The sequence below is a fragment of the Sorangium sp. So ce1335 genome (assembly GCF_051521615.1).
Classification (GTDB): domain Bacteria; phylum Myxococcota_A; class Polyangia; order Polyangiales; family Polyangiaceae; genus Sorangium.
Window position 1 is genome coordinate 8,668,860 of sequence record NZ_CP150363.1, and the last position, 18,439, is coordinate 8,687,298.

The 18,439-nt window shown below is 73.2% G+C and carries 13 protein-coding genes; 10 read left to right on the forward strand and 3 right to left on the reverse strand.

Annotation, left to right across the window (positions count from 1 at the left end):
- The first annotated feature begins 3 nt into the window (after positions 1–3).
- From WMF24_RS32020 to WMF24_RS32040, 5 genes are read left to right on the forward strand one after another with little or no spacing between them, the layout of a single operon-like run.
- Positions 4–786 carry a SagB/ThcOx family dehydrogenase gene (locus WMF24_RS32020; protein ID WP_437731220.1) on the forward strand — a complete coding sequence of 261 codons (783 nt, stop codon included), beginning with the start codon at positions 4–6 and terminating at the stop codon, positions 784–786.
- 22 nt (positions 787–808) lie between these two features.
- Positions 809–1,855, forward strand: coding sequence for a TOMM precursor leader peptide-binding protein (locus WMF24_RS32025; RefSeq protein WP_437731221.1), 1,047 nt, complete (start codon positions 809–811; stop codon positions 1,853–1,855).
- 31 nt (positions 1,856–1,886) lie between these two features.
- Complete coding sequence (locus WMF24_RS32030) at positions 1,887–2,042, forward strand: hypothetical protein (RefSeq protein ID WP_437731222.1); 156 nt, start codon at positions 1,887–1,889, stop codon at positions 2,040–2,042.
- A 4-nt stretch (positions 2,043–2,046) separates the two neighbouring features.
- Entirely contained in the window at positions 2,047–3,687 is a 1,641-nt protein-coding gene (locus WMF24_RS32035; RefSeq protein ID WP_437731223.1) for a protein kinase domain-containing protein, read from the forward strand.
- Positions 3,665–4,708 (forward strand): hypothetical protein, encoded by a 1,044-nt coding sequence (locus tag WMF24_RS32040; RefSeq protein ID WP_437731224.1) that lies wholly within the window; start codon positions 3,665–3,667, stop codon positions 4,706–4,708. The genes WMF24_RS32035 and WMF24_RS32040 overlap by 23 nt, the downstream gene beginning before the upstream one ends.
- A 187-nt stretch (positions 4,709–4,895) precedes the next feature.
- On the opposite strand, the gene WMF24_RS32045 is transcribed toward WMF24_RS32040, so the two are convergent.
- Both WMF24_RS32045 and WMF24_RS32050 read right to left on the reverse strand, forming a co-directional pair.
- Positions 4,896–6,362 (reverse strand): OmpA family protein, encoded by a 1,467-nt coding sequence (locus WMF24_RS32045; RefSeq protein WP_437731225.1) that lies wholly within the window; start codon positions 6,360–6,362, stop codon positions 4,896–4,898.
- 11 nt (positions 6,363–6,373) lie between these two features.
- The gene (locus WMF24_RS32050) at positions 6,374–7,636 is read right to left on the reverse strand and encodes a hypothetical protein (RefSeq protein ID WP_437731226.1); all 1,263 of its coding nucleotides are present in this window, start codon (positions 7,634–7,636) and stop codon (positions 6,374–6,376) included.
- A 418-nt stretch (positions 7,637–8,054) separates the two neighbouring features.
- On the opposite strand from WMF24_RS32050, the gene WMF24_RS32055 reads away from it, so the two are divergent.
- Together WMF24_RS32055 and WMF24_RS32060 are read left to right on the forward strand one after the other, a co-directional pair.
- Positions 8,055–10,565: a M1 family metallopeptidase gene (locus tag WMF24_RS32055; RefSeq protein ID WP_437731227.1), complete on the forward strand. Its 2,511-nt coding sequence runs from the start codon at positions 8,055–8,057 to the stop codon at positions 10,563–10,565.
- Between the two features lie 88 nt (positions 10,566–10,653).
- Positions 10,654–11,271 carry a hypothetical protein gene (locus WMF24_RS32060; RefSeq protein ID WP_437731228.1) on the forward strand — a complete coding sequence of 206 codons (618 nt, stop codon included), beginning with the start codon at positions 10,654–10,656 and terminating at the stop codon, positions 11,269–11,271.
- A 49-nt stretch (positions 11,272–11,320) separates the two neighbouring features.
- Here WMF24_RS32060 and WMF24_RS32065 read toward each other — a convergent pair whose 3' ends face one another.
- The gene (locus WMF24_RS32065) at positions 11,321–11,986 is read right to left on the reverse strand and encodes a hypothetical protein (RefSeq protein WP_437731229.1); all 666 of its coding nucleotides are present in this window, start codon (positions 11,984–11,986) and stop codon (positions 11,321–11,323) included.
- Between the two features lie 283 nt (positions 11,987–12,269).
- Here WMF24_RS32065 and WMF24_RS32070 point away from each other — a divergent pair, with 283 nt between their 5' ends.
- The 3 genes from WMF24_RS32070 to WMF24_RS32080 all read left to right on the forward strand — a co-directional run bounded on the left by WMF24_RS32070 (position 12,270) and on the right by WMF24_RS32080 (position 18,371).
- A complete protein-coding gene (locus WMF24_RS32070) occupies positions 12,270–16,388 on the forward strand; it encodes a chemotaxis protein CheB (protein WP_437731230.1) in 4,119 nt (1,372 codons plus the stop codon).
- A gap of 310 nt (positions 16,389–16,698) precedes the next feature.
- Positions 16,699–17,133: a response regulator gene (locus WMF24_RS32075; protein ID WP_437731231.1), complete on the forward strand. Its 435-nt coding sequence runs from the start codon at positions 16,699–16,701 to the stop codon at positions 17,131–17,133.
- A gap of 158 nt (positions 17,134–17,291) precedes the next feature.
- Entirely contained in the window at positions 17,292–18,371 is a 1,080-nt protein-coding gene (locus WMF24_RS32080) for an AgmX/PglI C-terminal domain-containing protein (RefSeq protein WP_437731232.1), read from the forward strand.
- Positions 18,372–18,439: the final 68 nt, after the last annotated feature.

The window sequence follows — 18,439 nt, forward strand, 5'->3', positions numbered from 1 at the left end:
ACCATGGCAAGGAGCAAAGAGGCGGACGTCGCGCGGCTCTACCACCTCCAGTCCTCCCACGTGAGGGCGCGCCCGATCGAGCCGCCGTTCGACGGCGATCTCCAGCCGCTCCGCTTCCGCACGTACCCCGGGTCGGCGCGCACGCCGCTGCCAGGGAGCGACTTCGCGATCGACGCGCCGCTCGGCGCGGTGCTGGAGCGGCGGCGGTCGATCCGCGACTTCGCCCTCCGGCCGATGCCCCTGGAGGCGCTCGGGCGGCTCCTCCACGCGAGCTACGGCGTCCGCGGGACGCGGAAGATCGACGGGGACTGGTGCTGCGATCGCCCGACCCCCTCGGCCGGCGGGCGCTATCCGCTCGAGATCTACGTGGCGACGCAGGCCGTCGAGGACCTCCCGGACGGCCTCTATCATTACGACGCGCGCGCGCACGAGCTCGAGCTGCGCCGGGAGGGCCTCGCGCACGCCGCGCTCAAGGATCTGACGCTGGATCAAGGCATGATCCTGAACACGAACGTCGTTGTCATCATCACGGCGGTCGCGTTCCGCACCCTGTGGAAGTACGGCCAGCGCGGCTATCGCTTCCTCTGGCTCGACGCGGGGCACCTCGGCCAGAACCTCTACCTCGTCGCGACGGCCATGGGCCTCGGCCCGGTGGCGATCGGCGGCTTCTATGACGACGAGCTCAAGGCCTTCCTCGCGCTCCCGGCCGAGGAGGACGCCATGTACGTCGTCTGCATCGGTCAGCCCGGGCCGGCCGAGGGCCTGGCAGGGGCCCAGCGCGGCTGAACGGGGAGCATCGGAGAGCACCATGCCCAGAATTCGACTCAGCCGCTCGGCCAGCATCACGCCCACGGACGCGGGGGTCATCCTGCGATCCGATCTCGGCGCCTTCCAGCTCACCGGCGCCGACGTGGGCGCGTTCCTCGATCGGATGGCGCCGCTGCTCGACGGGTCGCGCGACCGGGAGGCGATCGTCGAGGCGCTCGCCGACTACTCGCGGGAGAGCGTGACGGCGCTGCTCGATCTGCTCGAGGCGCGCGGGCTCGTCGAGCCGGCGCCCGACGCGGCGGAGCCGCCGGATCGCGAGCGCCTCCGCGGGCAGCTCGAGTTCCTCCGCGGGTGGTCGACCGCCCCGGAGCAGGCGGCAGAGCGGCTGGCGAGCGCGCGCGTGCTCGTCGTGGGCCTCGATCCCTGGGGCGCCGCGGCGGCCCTCGCGCTCGCCGAGGCGGGGATCTCCGCGCTCCGCCTGATCGACGGCGGCGCGGTCGGCCCGGGCGACGCCGCGGTGCTCAGGGCGCGCGGCCCGGCGGCGCTCGGCGCGCCCCGCCGGGGCGCCGTGGCGGCGCTGATCCGCGAGCGCGCGCCGCGGTGCCGGGTGGACGAGAGCCCCGCCGCGGCGCTCGACGCGGGGGACCTCCTCTCGCCGGAGGGGCGGCCTCACCTCGTCGTCGCGACGGCGCGCGGCGACGACGCGGAGCTGCTCGCGCGCGTCGCGCGGTTCGGGCACCGCGCACAGGTCGCCTCGCTGTTCGCGCACCTCGCGGGGACGACCGCGGTCCTCGGCCCGCTCGTGGTCCCGGGGAAGACGGCGTGCCGGGCGTGCGCGGCGGCCGAGGCGCTCAACCCGCCGCTCGCGGCGCGCGCGCCGGCCGTCGGGCGCGCGTCGCCGCCGCGCGCGGGCGCGATGGCGCAGGCGCTCGGCCACCTCGCGGCGATGGAGGCCCTCAAGGTGCTCTCGGCGTACACGCCATCGAGGCTCGCCGGCCGGGTGCTATTCCAGGACCTCTCGACCCTCGAGACATCGCACCACACGCTGGTTCGGCTGCCCTGGTGCGGTGTGTGCGGCGAGGGGTGACGCCGGGGCGGAGGTGCTCTAGCCTGCGGCCGTGAAGAGGGTTCGCCCCCACGCCGCCGCCCCGCGCACGGCCGACGCCTCCGTCGTCGGCGCCGCCCCGCTGCCGGGCCGCCGCGCGGCTCCGGGCCTCTCTGGCATGCGGCGCGCGCCGGCGGGCGAGGCGGCCTCCGCGCGGGTCCGGGCCTGACGCCATGATCGGCCGGACCCTCGACGACCGCTACGCGATCCTCCGGCTGCTCGGCCAGGGCGGCATGGGCGCGGTCTACGAGGCGCGGCACACGGGCACGGGCCGCCGCGTCGCGGTGAAGGTCATCCTGGGGCAGGCGGCGGACGACGACGTCCTCCGCCGCTTCCAGCGCGAGGCGCGCGCTGTCGGCGCGGTCGAGTCGGAGCACATCGCGCAGGTGTTCGACACCGGGCGAGATCGCGAGACCGGCGCGCCGTACATCGCGATGGAGTTCCTCGAGGGCGAGGACGTGCAGGCCCTCATCGGCCGGCTCGGCGCGCTGCCTGTCGACCTCGCGCTCCGCGTCGGGCTGCAGGCGTGCCTCGGCCTCGAGCGCGCGCACGAGGCCGGCGTCGTCCACCGCGACATCAAGCCGGCGAACCTGTTCCTGGCGCGGAAGCACGGCGGCCAGCGCGTGATCAAGCTGCTCGACTTCGGCATCGCCAAGATGTCCGACCAGGGCCTCGGCAACGGCGGGGTGACCAAGAGCGGCGTGCTCCTCGGCTCGCCCCTCTACATGTCGCCCGAGCAGGCGCGCGGCAGCAGCGCCGTCGACGCGCGCTCGGACGTCTGGTCGCTCGGGATCACCCTGTACCACGCCCTCTCGGGGCACCGGCCGAACGAGCACCTGACCGGCCTCGGGGAGCTCGTCCTGGCCATCTGCACGACGCCGGTGCGCTGGATCCAGGAGATCGCGCCGTGGGTGCCGCCGGAGGTCGCCCACGTGGTGCACCGGACGCTGGTCATCGATCCCGCCGGCCGCACCGCGAGCGCGGCGGAGCTGGCGGCCGCGCTGCGCGCGCTCTTGCCGAACGGCGAGGCGATCGTCGAGGCGATGCTCGTGCCGCTCGCCGCCGAGGCGCGCGCGTCGCGCGCGTCGGTGGGGTCGATGGGGTCGCTCGCGCCGCCCGGCGTCACCCCGGGGCCGTCGCGGCCGAGCGCGCCGTTCGATGCCGCGGGGCGCACGCCGAGCGGGGCGTATGCGCCGGCCGGGGCGTATGCGCCGGTCGGGGCGTATGCGCCGGTCGGGTCCCCCGCGCCGGCGGGGCCGCACGCGCCGGCGGGGTCCCCTGCGCCGGCGGGGCCGCACGCCGCGCTGTCGGGCACGGCGCCCGCCACGAGCGTGAGGCTGTCGAACCGCCCCGATCGCCCGGCGGCGCGCCCGCACGTCGCCGTGCTCGCGGGCGGCGTGCTGGCCGCCGCGGTGGCGACCGGCGCCGGCGTCTACATCGCGGTCCGCGGCGAGCCGCCGCCGGCCGTGCCCTCGGCCGACCCGGCGCCGCCCGCGCGCACCGAAGCCGAGCCGCCGCGCGCCGACACGAAGGCGCCCGCTGTGGCCCCGACGGCCCTCGCGGCGCCGCCCGCGGGCAGCGCGACCCCGCCCGCGGGCAGCGCGACCCCGCCCGCGGGCAGCGCGACCCCGCCCCCGGCAAGCGCGACCTCGCCCACGGCCGGTGCGACAGCGCCGGCGCCGTCCACCGCGCCTGCCGCTGCGTCGGCGTCGGCGAGGAGCGCCGCGCGACCGCCGGCGCCAAGGCCGTCCGCCAGGCCGCCGGCGCCCCCCAGGCCCCCGAGGTACGACGATGACGAGACATCGAGGAAATAGCCGCCTTGCGTGGTGTGTCGCCGCGCTCCTGTCGCTCGCCGCCGGCGTCGCCCGCGCGGAGCCCTCGGCGGACCAGGCGGCAGCGGCCGAGGCGCTCTTCCGCGAGGGGCGCGCGCTCGTGGCCCAGGGCAAGCTCGCCGAGGCGTGCCCCAAGTTCGCGGCGAGCCAGCGGCTCGATCCGGGGTACGGCACCCAGTGGAACCTGGCGGACTGCCTCGATCGGCTCGGCCGCACCGCGAGCGCCTGGGCGGCGTTCCGCGAGGCCGCGGACATGGCGAGCCGGGCCGGCCAGGCCGAGCGCGAGGCCAAGGCGACCCGCCGCGCGGCCGATCTGGAGAAGCGGCTCGAGCGCCTCGTCGTGACGGTGAGCGCGCCGGCCGACGGGCTCGTCGTGCGGCGCAACGGCGCGGTCCTCGACGCGGGCGCGTGGGGCGCGCCGCTCCCGGTCGATCCGGGCAAGCACCGCGTCGAGGCGACCGCGCCCGGCAAGCGGCCGTTCTCGGTGGAGGCGCAGACCGCCGGCCCCGGCAAGGTCGTCACCGTCGAGATCCCGCCGCTCGAGGACGACCCCGCGGCAGCGGCGTCGGCCGCGCCGCCGACCGCCGCGCCGGCCGCCCCGCCGACCGCCGCGCCGCTCCGGCCCGCCGCGGACGACGACGGAGACGACGGCGCGGGCACCCGCCGCGCGCTCTCCTTCGTGGCGGGCGGCGTCGGCGTTGCCGGCGTCGTGACGGGCTCGATCTTCGGGCTGATCGCGAGCGCCCGGTGGAACCGGGCCCAGGACGAGCACTGCAGGACCGCGACGCTCTGCGACGACAAGGGCGTGGCGCTCGTGGACGACGCCAGGAGCGCCGCGGCGCTCGCGAACGTCGGCTTCGTCGTCGGCGGTATCGGGCTCGCGGCCGGCGTCGCGCTGTTCGTCACGTCGCTCGACGACGCGGAGCCCGCGGCGGCGCGGGTCGTCGTGGTGCCCGCAGTCGGGACCACCGGGGGCGGGCTCGCTATCCAGGGCCGCTTCTGACGGGCGGCCGCCGCCGCGCCACATGGGCGCCCCGGCAAACGGAGAAGGGGAGACTGTCAGTGGCCTGACGAACAGGAAGGGAAACTTCTTGTCGAGCGCCCCGCTCGTCCGGCGCCGCGGCAGCGGCCGACCCGGCGTTGGCCCTGCGCTGCGCCCCGGCGGGCGCAGCGCGGGCCGCGCGAGCGCGTCACTCGTCGATCACGAACTCCACGCGGCGGTTCTTCGCCAGGCTCGCCGGATCGTCGCCGTCGGCGCGCGGCCTGTCCGGACCGAAGCCCTCCGCCGTGAGCCGCCCCGGGCTGACGCCCTTCTGGATGAGGTACCTCCGGACCGTGTCCGCGCGCTCCTGGCTCAGCTGCAGGTTCAGCTCGCGCGTGCCGGTCTCGTCGGTGTGCCCCTCGACCCGCAACCGCTCGATCTCGGGGTTCGCCTTCATCACGAGCGCCACCTGGTCGAGCGTCTTGTACGACTCCGGCTCGAGCTCGGCCGACCCGGACCGGAAGCGGATCGTATCGCGCATCACGAACTCGCCCTGCTCGTACGTGACCCGCGGATCCCCCTCGTCCGGGCAGCCGTCGTCGTCCTCGACGCCGTTGATCGTCTCCTTCTCATCCGGGCACTCGTCGTCCGCGTTCGCCACGCCGTCCTGATCGTCGTCGGCGTCCTCCTCGGGGCAGCCGTCGCTGTCGTAGTCGGCGTCGCGATCCTCGGGGACGTCGGGGCACTGGTCGCGCTCGTCATCGACGCCGTCGCTGTCGCGGTCGTGCGACGTCGGCGTGTACTTCACCCCCGCGAACACGCGGAAGATCGGCACCCCGTACCCGGCCAGCGCGCCGATGCCCGGCCCCGCGACGATCTCCCACTCCGGGCTCGGGTTGATCTTCACGTAGCCGAGCGCCTCGAGCGGCGTCTCCTCCTCCTTCAGGTCGTCCGCGGTGAAGCCGATGCCGCCGTTCGCCTCGGCGCCGATCTCGACCTTCCCGTCGATGCCGCCGAAGCGGTAGCCGAGCGCCGCGGCGTACGTCAGCTCGCTCCCCGCCTCGACGTTCTCGTACGTCGTCGCCTCGCGGATCGCGACGCCCGCGTTGACGCCGAACCGCAGCCCGGGCGCGAAGCGGTGATCGAGCACGATGCGCGGCCAGAACACGACGTTGCGCGCGCCGCCCGAGAAATCGCCGGTGTGCGTGGGCACGCGCAGCTCGGCAACGAGGCCGAGGCCGATCGAGTCCCGGTCGTCGAGCAGCCGCAGCTTCGGCACGAGCCGGATGTCGCCGATCCCCGCGAACGACGGCGAGCCCTCCCCCGACTGCGCGAGGAAGAACGGCACGTCGATGCCGAGCGCGAACGGCTCCGCGATCGTGACCGAGGCCATGAGGTCGGCGCCGAGGCGGCCGCTCACGATCTGGCGCCGCAGGTCGCCGGCGCCCGTCGCGACGATGAGCGGGTTGCGCGCGTAGTTCAGGAAGAACCCGAACGCCCAGGGGTCCGCCGGCTCGCGGACGCCGGAGCCCTCGGTCACGACGAACGCGTCGTGCGTGACGGCGGGCTTGAAGCGCTCGATGTCGAGATCCGTCTCCTGCGCCGACGCGCTCGTCGCGGCGCCGAGGACGGTGGTGGCAACGACGGCAGCGGCGGCGATGATCCGTGCGCGCATGGGTCTCCTCTTCATCGGTCCCCCCCGGCTCCGCGGCGCGTGCGCCTCCGCCGCGCGAGCGCCAGCCCGCCGGCGACGAGCAGCGACAGCGCGCCCCCGCCGATCGGCGCGGGCCCGGCCGTGCAGGCGCAGGCGCCGCCCTGGACCGCGTCGCCCTCGAGCAGGTCCGGATCGCCGGGCCCGCCCGCGCCGCTCGACGGCGCGCCCTCGACGCAGCGCCCGGTCGGCGCGCAGCGCGCGTCCGGGCCGCAGTGGGTGCCGCCCAGCGAGCACGGGCCGCACCGCCCGTCCACGCACACGAGGTCGCCGCACTCGTCGTTCGACGTGCAGGTGCCCGACGGCGCGGGGACGCACCGGTGATCCGGCGAGCAGATCTCGCTCGGGTCGCAGTCGGCCGCGTCGACGCACGAGATGGGCAGCACGCAGTCCCCGTCGACGCACACGCCCGCGCCCGCGCAGTCGGCGTCGCGGGTGCAGCCGGCGGGCGGGCGGATCACGTCGGGCACGCGGTCGTCGTCGCCATCGTCGGCCACGCACGAGGCGGCGATGCCGATATCGAGATCGCCCGGCCCGCCCTCCGCCGCGTCGTTCACCGACCGGAAGTAGAGGTTGGCCTCGCACAGCACGTCGACGCTCACGACGTCGAGATCGATCGAGCCCTGGACGTACCCGCGCGTCGCCTCGTTGATCAGCAGGGGGTCGACGTCGGTCCCTGCCTCGGTCGCGGCCTGCATCTCGGTGACCGTGACGCGCTCGTACATCCCGGAGGGGCCGAAGGTCCAGACGCCCGAGAGCGTCCCGTCGCCCTTCACGCCGAGCACGAACTCGTAGCCGCCCATCGACTCGTCGGCCGTGAACCGCGGGTCGATCTCCGTCGCCTCGGCCGTGCCGCCGGTCCCCCGGTTCCTGTCCGCGTCGATGAACACGAAGAGCGTGGACTGCGCGCCGACCGCGGTCGTCCCCGAGACGTACGCGCGCGTCCACAGCCGCCCGGCGTCGGCGACCGCGTAGGCGGTTCGGAAGTCGACGGACTGCTCCGGCGCCGCGAAGGTCGCCTCGCCGTCCCCCGCGACGTCCTCCTCGCCGTAGGGCCAGCGCGGCTCCCCGGTCTTGTCGATCGCGACGATCTCGTCGAGCACCGGCGTCGTCCGCCCGCCGGTCCACGTCTGAGCGGCCGAGCTCGTCGGCCCGAGCGCGACAGCGAGCGCCGCCCCCACAGCCAGCGGCGCGACGCGCGAGCGCCCCCTTACGCACCTGTCTCTGTGATGTGCCATGGCGGCGAGCATCCTCGCACAGGTCCGCGCAACCCTTGCAAATGAAAGGCGATTTGCGCCCGAGGTGCGCAGGGGTCGCAAGGGGTCGCAAGCACGCGCACCCGAGGACACGCGCGTCTCCGCGCGCGCGGCGACGCCCGACGCCTCGCGCCCCGCACGCGACGCCTCGCGCGCCGCACGAACGACGCCTCGCACACGGCGCAAGCGACGCCTCGCGCGCAAGCGACCGGGCGCCCTCTCCCGTCGGCGCCCGGCCTCCTGCCGCGGTCTCCGGCGCGCGCGCCCCGCTTGGCCGCAGGCGCGGTTTCTGTAACTGTCCCGCGGTCAGTTACGCGCCACGGCGCGGCCCGGGCTCGGCGCAGCGAGCGAAAGGGCCTGTCCGCGCGACCGATTCGACCGATTCGACCGAGGAGACCGGATGCACGTCACTGTCCAGAAACACCGCCCCGGAGCGCTCCGGTGGGCTTGCCTGCTGCTTGGAACGCTCGCCGCGGCGTGCTCGGGGGAAGACCCGGCGCCGCTCGATGGGTCGATCGCGAGCGCGTTCGACGTCGCGCGCTACGACCTGCGGGGCGAGTTCGACTGGGAGCGGAGCCGCCTCGTCGCGACGCTCGGGATCACGCTGTCGCTCACCGGCGACGGCCCGCGGAGCGTCGTGCTCGACAGCGCCGTGGCCGAGGTGAAGGACGTCCGGCTGAAGGGCGGCGGCGCGCTCCCGCACGCCGTCGACCCCGAGCGCGACGCGCTCGCGATCGACCTCTCGAGCGTACCCGAGGCGGCGGCCGGCGAGCCGATCGCGATCGAGATCGACTACGAGGCGCTCTCCGGCGACGCGCTCCGCGCCGTGCCGGCGCGCCTCGGCGACCCGGTCGCCGTGCGCGCCGTCTACACGGTGTCGGAGCCGCTCGGCGCGTCGCGGTGGATGCCGTGCCACAACGCGCCCTCGGATCGCGCCGTGTTCTCGGTCGCCATGCGCGTCGACGGCGGCGAGGCGCTGATCGCGAACGGCGATCTCGCGAGCGACGAGGATCTCGGCGCCGCGGGCCGCCTCCTCCGTTACGAGACCGCCTACCCGCTGCCCACGTATCTGATGGCGTTCGCGATCGGCGACTTCGAGGTCGAGCACGGCGCGGCGGGCGATCTCCCTCTCGCCGTCTGGCGCCGCCGCGGCCTGCCCGGCGATCACGGCAAGCTGCTGGACGAGATCGCGCGCGCCATCGGCCGCTTCGAGGAGCTGCTCGTGCCGTACCCCTTCGAGAAGTACGCGCTCGTGCTGCTGCCGGATTTCTCGGTGGGCGGCATCGAGCACGCTGGCATCAGCTTCCAGCGCGAGGAGCGCAGCACGCAGCCCGCGCTCGCCTCCGATCTCCTGCTCACGACGCACGAGCTCGCGCACCAGTGGTTCGGCGACCTCGTCACGGTGGAGACCTGGGACGACCTCTGGATCAAGGAGGGCATGGCGACGCTGCTCGAGCAGGAGGCCGTCCGCGCCTACACGGACGAGAGCGGCGCGGGGACGCTGAACGGCGACGAGCTCGGCGTCCATCCCGGCGATGCCGTCCGCGACGTGTCGCTCGCGCCGGGCGAGAAGTACACGAGCGGCCCCTATGGCCGCGCGGCCTGGCTGCTCACGCAGATCCGCAGCCTCACCGGCGAGGAGGCCTTCTGGTCGGCGCTCCGCGGCGTCCTCGAGGCGCGCCGCTTCGGCACCATCGGCACGGACGACTTCCTCGACGCCTTCGCGCCCGCGCTCGGCCCCGAGGCCACGGCCCGCGCGCGCCGCGCGGTCGCGGCCAGGGCGCTCCCGTCGCTCGCTGTCGAGCCCGCGCCCGCGGGCGGCGCGTTCGTGACGCTTCGCGACCCCGACGGCGCGCTCGTCGCGCCCCTGGAGCTCGCCTGGGTGGCCGCCGACGGCGCCACCCGCGCGCAGACGCTCGCGCCCGGCGAGCGCGTCGAGGTGGCGCCCCGGCACCCCTCCGAGCTCCTCGTCGTCGACCCGCAGGATCGCCACCCCGAGTGGGCCTTCCTCGGCGCCGAGCGCGATCTCGAGGCCTACGCCGCGGCCGTCGCCCCGCTCCGCGTGCCCTCGGACCCCGGCGGCGTCGAGCGCTTCCTCGACGTCGGCGGCGCGCACCAGCTCGCCGCGCTGCAGGCCGGCCTGCCCGAGGGGCTCGCCCCCGAGCAGTTCGCGCCGTTCGTCGAGGCGCTCGACGCCGACGCGGCCAGGGCCGTCGCGATCGCCGCCGCGTGCGACGCCGCGTGCGCGCCGGGCCTCGGCGCCGAGGTCCGCGACGCGTGGGCGGGCGTGCTCGCCGGCGTCCTCGCCGAGGCGCCGTACAGCTATGGCCTCGACTACGTCGACAGCTACGCCGCCTGCGGCGCCGTCGTCTCGCCCGAGGCGCTGTTCGCCGACGACTGGGCCGCGCTCGAGACAGGGCTCGCGTCCGGCGGCGTCTCCGACGCGCGGCTTCAGTTCCTGTCCAAGTTCCGGCTCTCGCCCGACAGGGCGCTCAGCGCGTGGGGTCAGGTCGCGCTCGCGTCGCGCTCGGTGCGCGCGCGCGTGCTCGCGATCCGGCACCTCACCGCGTACCTGGACGGCCTCGACCCGGCGGACCGCCCCGCCTGGCGCGCCCTCTTCGCCCGCGTGCTCCGCGAGACCGACGTCGCCGACGTCCTCGGCGCCGCCCTCCGCGCCGCGCTGGCCTCCGCGGCGCCCACGGCGGCTGGCAACGAGGAGGCGCTCGCGGCGCTGACGCGCGTCCTCCGCTCGCCCGCCGCCCGCTCGGCCCATCCAGCCGCCGTCTGCGCCGCGTTCGCGCTGACCGCCGGCGACGACCGGGCCTTTGCCCGGTTCGCCGCGGGCGTCGAGGGCGCCGACCTGACCGACGTCACCCTGTCCCTGCTGCGCTCTCCCGCCGCCTGCGGCTGACCCTCTCGCGACAGGTCACCTCGCCCGATCTCCCACGGCGAGGCTGGCCACCTGCGCTCGAGCGCGGCGCTGCTATGCTCGCCTGCCCATGTCGGAGCTCATTCCCCTCCTTCGCCAGGGCGCCCCCATCGCTCGCATCGCCGAGTACCTCGACGGGTTGACGCACGAGGAGCGCGTCCGCGTCCTGTCGACAACGGGCCGCGCCGACCAGCGCGCGCTCTACGTCGCCGCGAGCCACGCCCCCGCGCTCACGCTCGACTTCTTCGTCCCGGACGGCACTCCACCCCGTGTGGCCGTGCATCACAAGGGGCGGAACAGCCTCCCTCTTCCTGGACCTCTTCGTTTCTTCGAGAAGCGCTTTGCTCTCCCCGAGGACGGCAGCGCCCGGCTCTTCGGTTACAACGAGGGTCTCACGCGTTCCTGGGTTGGCCCTGGTTTCTTCGTCGCGCTCCCGACCGCCGGCAACCTCGCATGGCAGGAGCGCGGCGCGATCGTGATCGACTACTTCCAAGTCCCGGACGGCCCCGTGCCTGACGGCTGGCCTTCTGTCGTCCCGAACAGCAAGGGCCTCCAGACCTTCGTTTACGACGGAACGCGCGATTTCATGCGCCGCGTCTCGCAGCACGTCTCGATCGGCGCCGCGTACAAGGGCGAGAAATCGCTCGATCACTACTTCACCCTCTGTCGAGAGCCCTCCGGCGCATAGCCTCTCCCGCCCACCCCCATCAAGACGACGGTAAGCCCCGGAGAGCCCCCTAGTTCACCCCCGTCCCCCCGGACAGCCGCGCGATCATCCCTTTGCGCAGGAGCCCCACCTTGTTCCGCATCGCGGTCACCTGCTGCCGCATCCCGTCCGCCTGCTCTGCCAGATCCACGATCCCCGCCGCCGTCGCCGCCTGAGCCAGCTCGCGTGCCTCGTCCGCGAGCCGTCCCATGCGCCCCTCGACCTCGTCCATGGCCGCCACGACGTCGCCGATCTGCTCCGGCGTCGTCGCCTCGCGCTGCCGCGCCGCCGTCTCCTGCACCAGCAGGTTGATCCCCCGCCCCTCCTCGCCGAGCGCCGCGAACCGCTGGAACAGCTCCCCCAGCTGCTCTGCTCGCCGCTTGATCTCCTCGCCGCGCCCCGCCAGCGCCGTCGCCGTCGCCTCGTGCCGGTCCCGCGCCGCCGCGATCGCCGCGATCAGCGACCCGAGCGCCACGCTCACGCGCTGCTGCGCCTCCGCCGCCTCGGTCGTCGATTTCGCCGCGCGCTCGATCCCCTTGCGCGTGTCCAGCGACATCCTCCGCGCCGACTCCGCGAGCTCCTCGAAACGGACGAGCTCGCGCTCGAGCGCGCGCGCCGCCTCCGCGAGCTCGCCCCCGCCCTTGCCTTGATCGTCCCTCCCGCCCACACCGCGGCCGTTCTTTTCGCGCTTGCTCACCGTGCACACTCTCGAGCGCCTCGCGCGTCCCTCCGCGTGAGGCGCCCTGCATCCTGCACGATCCCCGGCCCGCGCGGCAGCCCCCGCCGTTCGTGGGCTCTATCCCCGCGCGACGCGCCGCGGCCGAACCCGGCGTCGCCCCGAGTCACCCGCGTCGCCCCGCGTCGCCCCGTGTCGATGGGTCGATCGAGCCCCTGCGCCGGCCCGCGCAGCGTGGTATCGGATGGCCCCCTACGCGCGCGTCCGTTATTCTCACGGCCGGCCTTCCCGCGCCCTGTTGTCCATGAGAACGAAGAACAGCAGCCGCGCCAGGCGGCCCTCCAGCAGGAAGAAAAAAACGGCGAGTCCACAGGTCGCGCCGAAGCCGGATGGCCGCTCGCCCCTCGCGGCCGCCGACGGCGCCGGGGCGCCCGCCCCCGGCGCGCCCGCCGCCCCCGTGGCGCCCTCCTACGTGGTCGGGATCGGCTCCTCCGCGGGCGGCCTCGAGGCGCTCCGGATCCTGATCGGCGGCCTCAAGAGCGCCGACCGGATGAGCCTCGTCATCGTCCAGCACCTCGCCCCGCAGCACCGGAGTCGGCTCGTCGAGATCATCAGCCACTCCACGTCCCTGAGCGTCAAGGAGGTCACCGAGGGCGAGGACCTCTGCGCGAACACCGTTTACGTGACCCCGCCCAACGCGGATGTGGTCACCGACGGCCGCGCCCTCCTCCTGCGGCACCCCGAGACGAAGGTCGGCCCGAAGCCCTCGGTCGACCTGTTCTTCAAGTCGATCGCCGAGCACTACGGCGAGAACGCCATCGGCGTGATCCTCTCCGGCACGGGGTCGGACGGCGCGCAGGGCGTCCGCGCCATCAAGGCCGCGGGCGGCGTCACCATCTGCCAGACCCCCGAGTCGGCGAAGTACGACGGCATGCCGCGCGCCGCGAAGCAGACAGGCGCCGTCGACCTCGAGCTCGGCCTCGACGAGATCGCCAATCAGCTCAGCAAGTTCAACGCGCTCGCGAGCCGCCCGGACCAGCCGGACGCCTCGCTCCGGCAGCTCAGCCTGAGCCAGCAGGACCCGTACCACAGCATCCTCTCCTTCCTGGAGAAGGCGAGCCGGGTCAACTTCGCCCAGTACAAGCAGTCCACCGTCCGCCGGCGGATCGAGCGGCGCGTCATCGCCACGCGCTGCGAGTCGATCGAGGCCTACGCCGACTACGTCCGCGTGCGCCCCGAGGAGGGCAGGCTCCTCTTCCAGGACATCCTGATCTCCGTCACGTCCTTCTTTCGCGACGAGCTCTCGTTCAGGGCCCTCTCGGCCGCAGTCGCGGAGCGGATCGAGCACAAGCGCACGGGCGACAGCTTCCGCGCCTGGGTCGTCGGCTGCGCCACGGGCGAGGAGGCCTACTCGATAGCCATCCTCGTCTTCGAGGCGCTCGAGAAGGCGAACAAGCAGCTCAACGTCCAGATCTTCGCGACGGACATCGACGAGCAGGCGATGTCCGTCGCGCGCAAAGGGCTCTACGAGAAGGCCGCCGTCGCCGACATCCCCCCGCGGCTCCGGTCCAGGTACTTCGACGAGAAGGACCAGTGGTTCAAGGTGAAGGACTACGTCCGCGACGCGATCGTCTTCGCGCGCCACGACGTCGCCCAGGATCCGCCGTTCCTCAAGCTGGATCTCGTCTCGTGCCGCAACGTCCTCATCTACTTCAACGCCCACCTGCAGGAGCACACCCTCCGGACGTTCCACTTCGCCATGGACAACCAGGGCACCCTGTTCCTGGGAAAGTCCGAGTCGGCGACGAGCGCGGGCGACCTGTTCGAGCTCGCGGACAAGAACGCGAAGATCTTCGTCCGGTCCGCGAAGAAGGGCGATCTCCCGCGCTCGTACTCGAGGCAGGAGTTCAACCGCGAGAGCGCGCTCATCACGAAAGATCGCCAGTCCACCACGGCCCTGGATCTCTTCACCTCCATGGTGAACGGCTTCGCCCCGGACTCTGTCCTCGTCGGCGACGACCACCGGGTGCGGCACGTCTTCGGGAGCGCGAACCGGTACCTGCACTTCCCGAAGGGCGAGCCCACCGTCACGATCCAGAAGCTGCTCCCGCCCGACGTCGCGGTCGAGCTCAGCGCGCTGCTGCACCGGGCCCAGCGCCTGGGTCATGCGGCGCGCGGGGACCAGCGGCACGCGTTCGTCGTCGATCGCGAGGAGCGGAAGATCCAGCTCACGGTCGTCCCGCTCTCCTCCGACGGCCGGACCGAGTTCATCGTCTGCTTCAGCCCCGCGCCGCACGACGTGCCCCGCCCCGTCAAGGCGCCCGCGGGCAGCTCCCGCCTCGCGCCGGAGGATCAGATCCGGCGGCTCGAGCAGGAGCTCGCGGCGGCGCGCGAGCACCTCCAGACCGTCGTCGAGGAGCACGACACGGCGAGCGAGGAGCTCCAGGCCCTCAACGAGGAGCTCCAGTCCTCCAACGAGGAGCTCCAGTCGACGAACGAGGAGCTGGAGACGACGAACGAGGAGCTCCAGTCGGCGAACGAGGAGCTCACGACGCTGAACCAGGAGGTCAACGTCAAGTCCGCCGAGCTGATGACGCTCAACCAGCGGCTCGTCGCGATCCAGAACGCGATCGCCTATCCCCTGCTCGTCGTCGACAGGAACCTCCGCCTCACCGACTACAACCCCGCGTCCCGCCACCTGTTCCGCATCTCGGAGGTCGACCGCGGCCAGCACATCCGCGCCGCCCTCTCGCACCTCAGCGTCGAGCCCGTCCTCGAGATGGTCGCCGCGAGCTTCCAGGAGCGGCGGCCGATGCGGCACCAGCTCGAGGTCCTCGACCGGCACTTCGAGGCGTGCATCCAGCTCATCGACGGGTCGAAGGGCGAGGTGGACGGCGCCGTGCTCAGCTTCGTCGACAACACCGAGCTCGTGCACGCGCTCACCCAGAGCCGGGTCAGCAGGGAGCGGCTCGCCGCCATCCTCGACAACACGCCGGCGCTCGTGACCATGAAGGACTCGATCGGCGCCTACGTCTACGTCAACCAGCGCTTCTGCGACGTCCTCGGGCGCTCCGAGAAGGACGTGCTCGGCAAGACGGACGAGGAGCTGTTCGGCCAGAAGGCCGGCAGCGCGATGCGAGAGCGCGACTTCGAGGTGCTGAAGAGCCGGTCGCCCCTGTGGCTGGAGGAGACCCTCCACGCGGGCGGGAAGCTCCGATACTGGCTCTCCTCCAGGTTCCCGCTGCTCGACGACCGGCGCAACGCCCAGTCCGTCTGCAACATCGCGCTCGACATCACCGAGCGGGTGCTCCAGGAGCAGCACCTCAAGGTCTTCAAGAAGGTCGTCTCCGCCTCGAACGCGGGCCTCGCGATCCTCGAGTCGGAGCGCGGGCGCTACCGGGTGACCTTCGCCTCGAACGAGTTCGCCGACAAAGTCGGCAAGGGCGCGCCCGAGCTCCACGGGATCGTGCTCGACGAGCTGCTCGACATCGTCCTGAGCGGCGCGGAGTCGCCGCGCCTCCCCGAGCTCTCGGAGGCGGCCCGCAAGAGCCCGCTCGCGTCGTTCACCATCAACCTGGCCGAGAAGGCCGGCGGCGAGCTCTGGATCGAGCTCAGGACCGCCACCATCAGCTTCGGCGGCGAGGAGCCGAGCTACCTCATCCTCCTCATCTTCGACGTCACCCAGCGGGTCCAGGCGCAGCGGCTCATCCTCTCGCAGCAGGAGGAGCTCTCGCGCTTCAGCAAGCTCGCCTCGCTCGGCGAGATCGCGGCCGGCATCTCCCACGAGATCAACACCCCGCTCAACGTGATCACGACGAAGACCGATCTCCTGAAGCGGCTCGCGGAGCGCGGGCAGCTCGAGAAGGAGCGCCTGTCCCGGATCGCCGTCGAGATCGACGGCATGGTCGAGAACATCACCAACGTGATCTCGGGCCTCAAGTCGATCACCCGGATGGAGTCCGAGAAGCTCCGCCCTCACGACGTCCAGGAGCTGATCCGCGAGGCCGTCCGCGTCAGCGGCTTCCGGCTCCAGCAGGCCAGCGTCCACCTGAGCTTCGATCTCCCGCCGGAGGACCTCGTCATCGACTGCTATCCCGTGCAGATCGTCCAGATCCTCATCAACCTGCTCAACAACGCGGTGGACGCCACCTCGGCCCTCCGGGAGCGGTGGATCCGGATCGAGGCGCGCTCGTCGGACGACAAGGCCCTCGTGCGCGTCATCGACAGCGGCAAGGGGATCGACCCCGCGCTCGCGGAGAAGATCATGACGCCGTTCTTCACGACGAAGAAGGAAGAGCACGGCACCGGGCTCGGCCTGAGCCTCTCGCGCAACATCGCGCAGCACCACGGCGGCGACCTGCGGCTCGTCATGGACCACAAGAACACCTGCTTCGAGCTGGAGCTGCCCCGGAAGCCCTGCTGAGGCCGCGAGGTGGCGCGGCCGCAGGCCGCCTGGCCCGCAGGCGCGGGCAGCCGGGCCGATGGGCGGCGCCCGGCGCGCCCCGTCGCCAAGGTCAAGTGCTCTAGATTACATTTTCATTCGCGTAGCAAAATTTTACACACCATCGGACGTGCGCGGCGCTCCCCGCGCGGCGTCCCGCAGCGCCCGCCTGCGCCGGAGCAGCGCTGCGCCCGGGGGGACTGGAGCCCTCGACGCCCGTCACGTGAGCTGCTAGTTCGTGACGGATGCCCGGCGTGCGCATCGACACGCAGGTTCACGTGGTGGTGGGAGCATGCTGCTGAACATCATCATCGTCGAGGACAGCGAGGAGCTGTGCGAGGGCTGGCAGGACATCCTGTCGCTCGACGGGCATCGGGTGCAGTGCTTCTTCAACGGCCGATCGGCCCTGGAGGACCGGGCGCTGCTCATGCAGGCCGACGTCCTCGTCACGGACTATTACTTGCCGGACATCAATGGATTGACGCTCGTCTCCATGGTCCGGAAGATCCGCGCCGACATCCCGATCATCCTGCTCACCGGGACGCGCGATCCGGCCATCCGGGAGAGCCTGCGTCAGATGGAGAACGCGATGTTCCTGAGCAAGCCGATCCGGATCGAGCAGCTCGAGCGGAGCATCCGGGAGCTGCTCGCCGCCTCGTCGAAGTCCCCGGCGGTCGATCCCGACAAGGCGGACCAGGTGGACCGGCCGCCCTCCTCGCCGTACTGAGCCGCGCATGCCGGGGCGGCCTCGCAGGGTCGCCGGCCCCTGCGCCGCGTGTCCCACCTTCCCGAACGATTCCGCCGGTTTCGCCTGCAGCCGCTGTCCGGGCCGGTGTACTGTATGAAATCTGCGGATCGTACGTCGGACCCACCGCGGAGGAACCGATGCGAAGCGCGTTGCTCGTCCTCGTCGGAGCTCATGCCTTGCTGGGGCTGGCCCTGCCCTCGCCCGAGGCGTTCGCGCTGCCCGCGCCCGAGGAGCTCGCGCTGCCCTCGCTGGCGGAGAAGGAGCGCGCCGCGCTGCGCTCGCCCGGAAGCCGGCTCGCCCGCGAGGGCGCGCCGGAGGCCGCGAAGGAGCGAGCCCCGATCGCCGCGCCCTCCAAGGAGCGCGCCCCGATCGCCGCGCCCTCCAAGGAGCGCGCCCCGATCTCCTCGCCCTCGAAGGAGCGCGCCGCGCGCTCGACCGAGGCCGATTGCAAGGCGCTCGGGCCCGAGGTGCAGAAGGCCTCGCGGATGATCGAGGTGCTCCGGGAGTCGGACCTGAGCACGCCGCCCGACGTGCTCGCGCGGATCGCGGACCGGCTCGATCTCTGGGCCCGCGGGGCCGCGGTCCGCGTCGCCGATCCCGAGCTCGCCCGGGAGGCGAAGCGCATCCGGGAGGGCTTCTCCCGGACCAGCACCGCGGTCCGCAAGCTGCGGGCGTCGCTCATCCTCAACAAGCCCAACCTCAAGAAGGCGGGCTCCGCGCGCGCCGGGGTGGAGCGGGAGCTCGACAAGGACGCGAAGGTCGTGCGGAGCATCGTCGGCCGCTGCAAGAGCAACCCCTATGAGCCGATGAAGGGCAAAGCCCACATCCCGCCGCACGTCGTGCGGCGCGTCGTCCACGAGAACTTCGGCGCCATGCGCGCCTGCTACGAAAAGGGCCTTCGCAAGAATCCCAAGCTCCAAGGGCGCATACCCGTCCACCTCGTCGTCGACGGCCATGGCAAGGTGACGTACGCGGGCGACGCCGACCGTCCTCCCGCGGACGCGCCCCTGCTGATCGCGCTCCCCTCGCCCGGCGCGGCCGGGCCTTCGTCTTCCGCCCCGCCGCTCCGCGACGACAAGGTCGTCGCCTGCGTTCTCGATGTCTTTCGCGGTCTCCGATTCCCCTCCCCCGCGGACAACAAGAGCGTCGCCACGGTGGTCTATCCCATCGTCTTCGGTGTGGACGACAACCGCTCTTCGGCCACGTCCTCCAGGTGACGCAGAGCGCAATCGCCAGCGGCCAGGCGCCGGGGCGCTGCCGTCCGAGCGGGGCCTGCATCAACCAC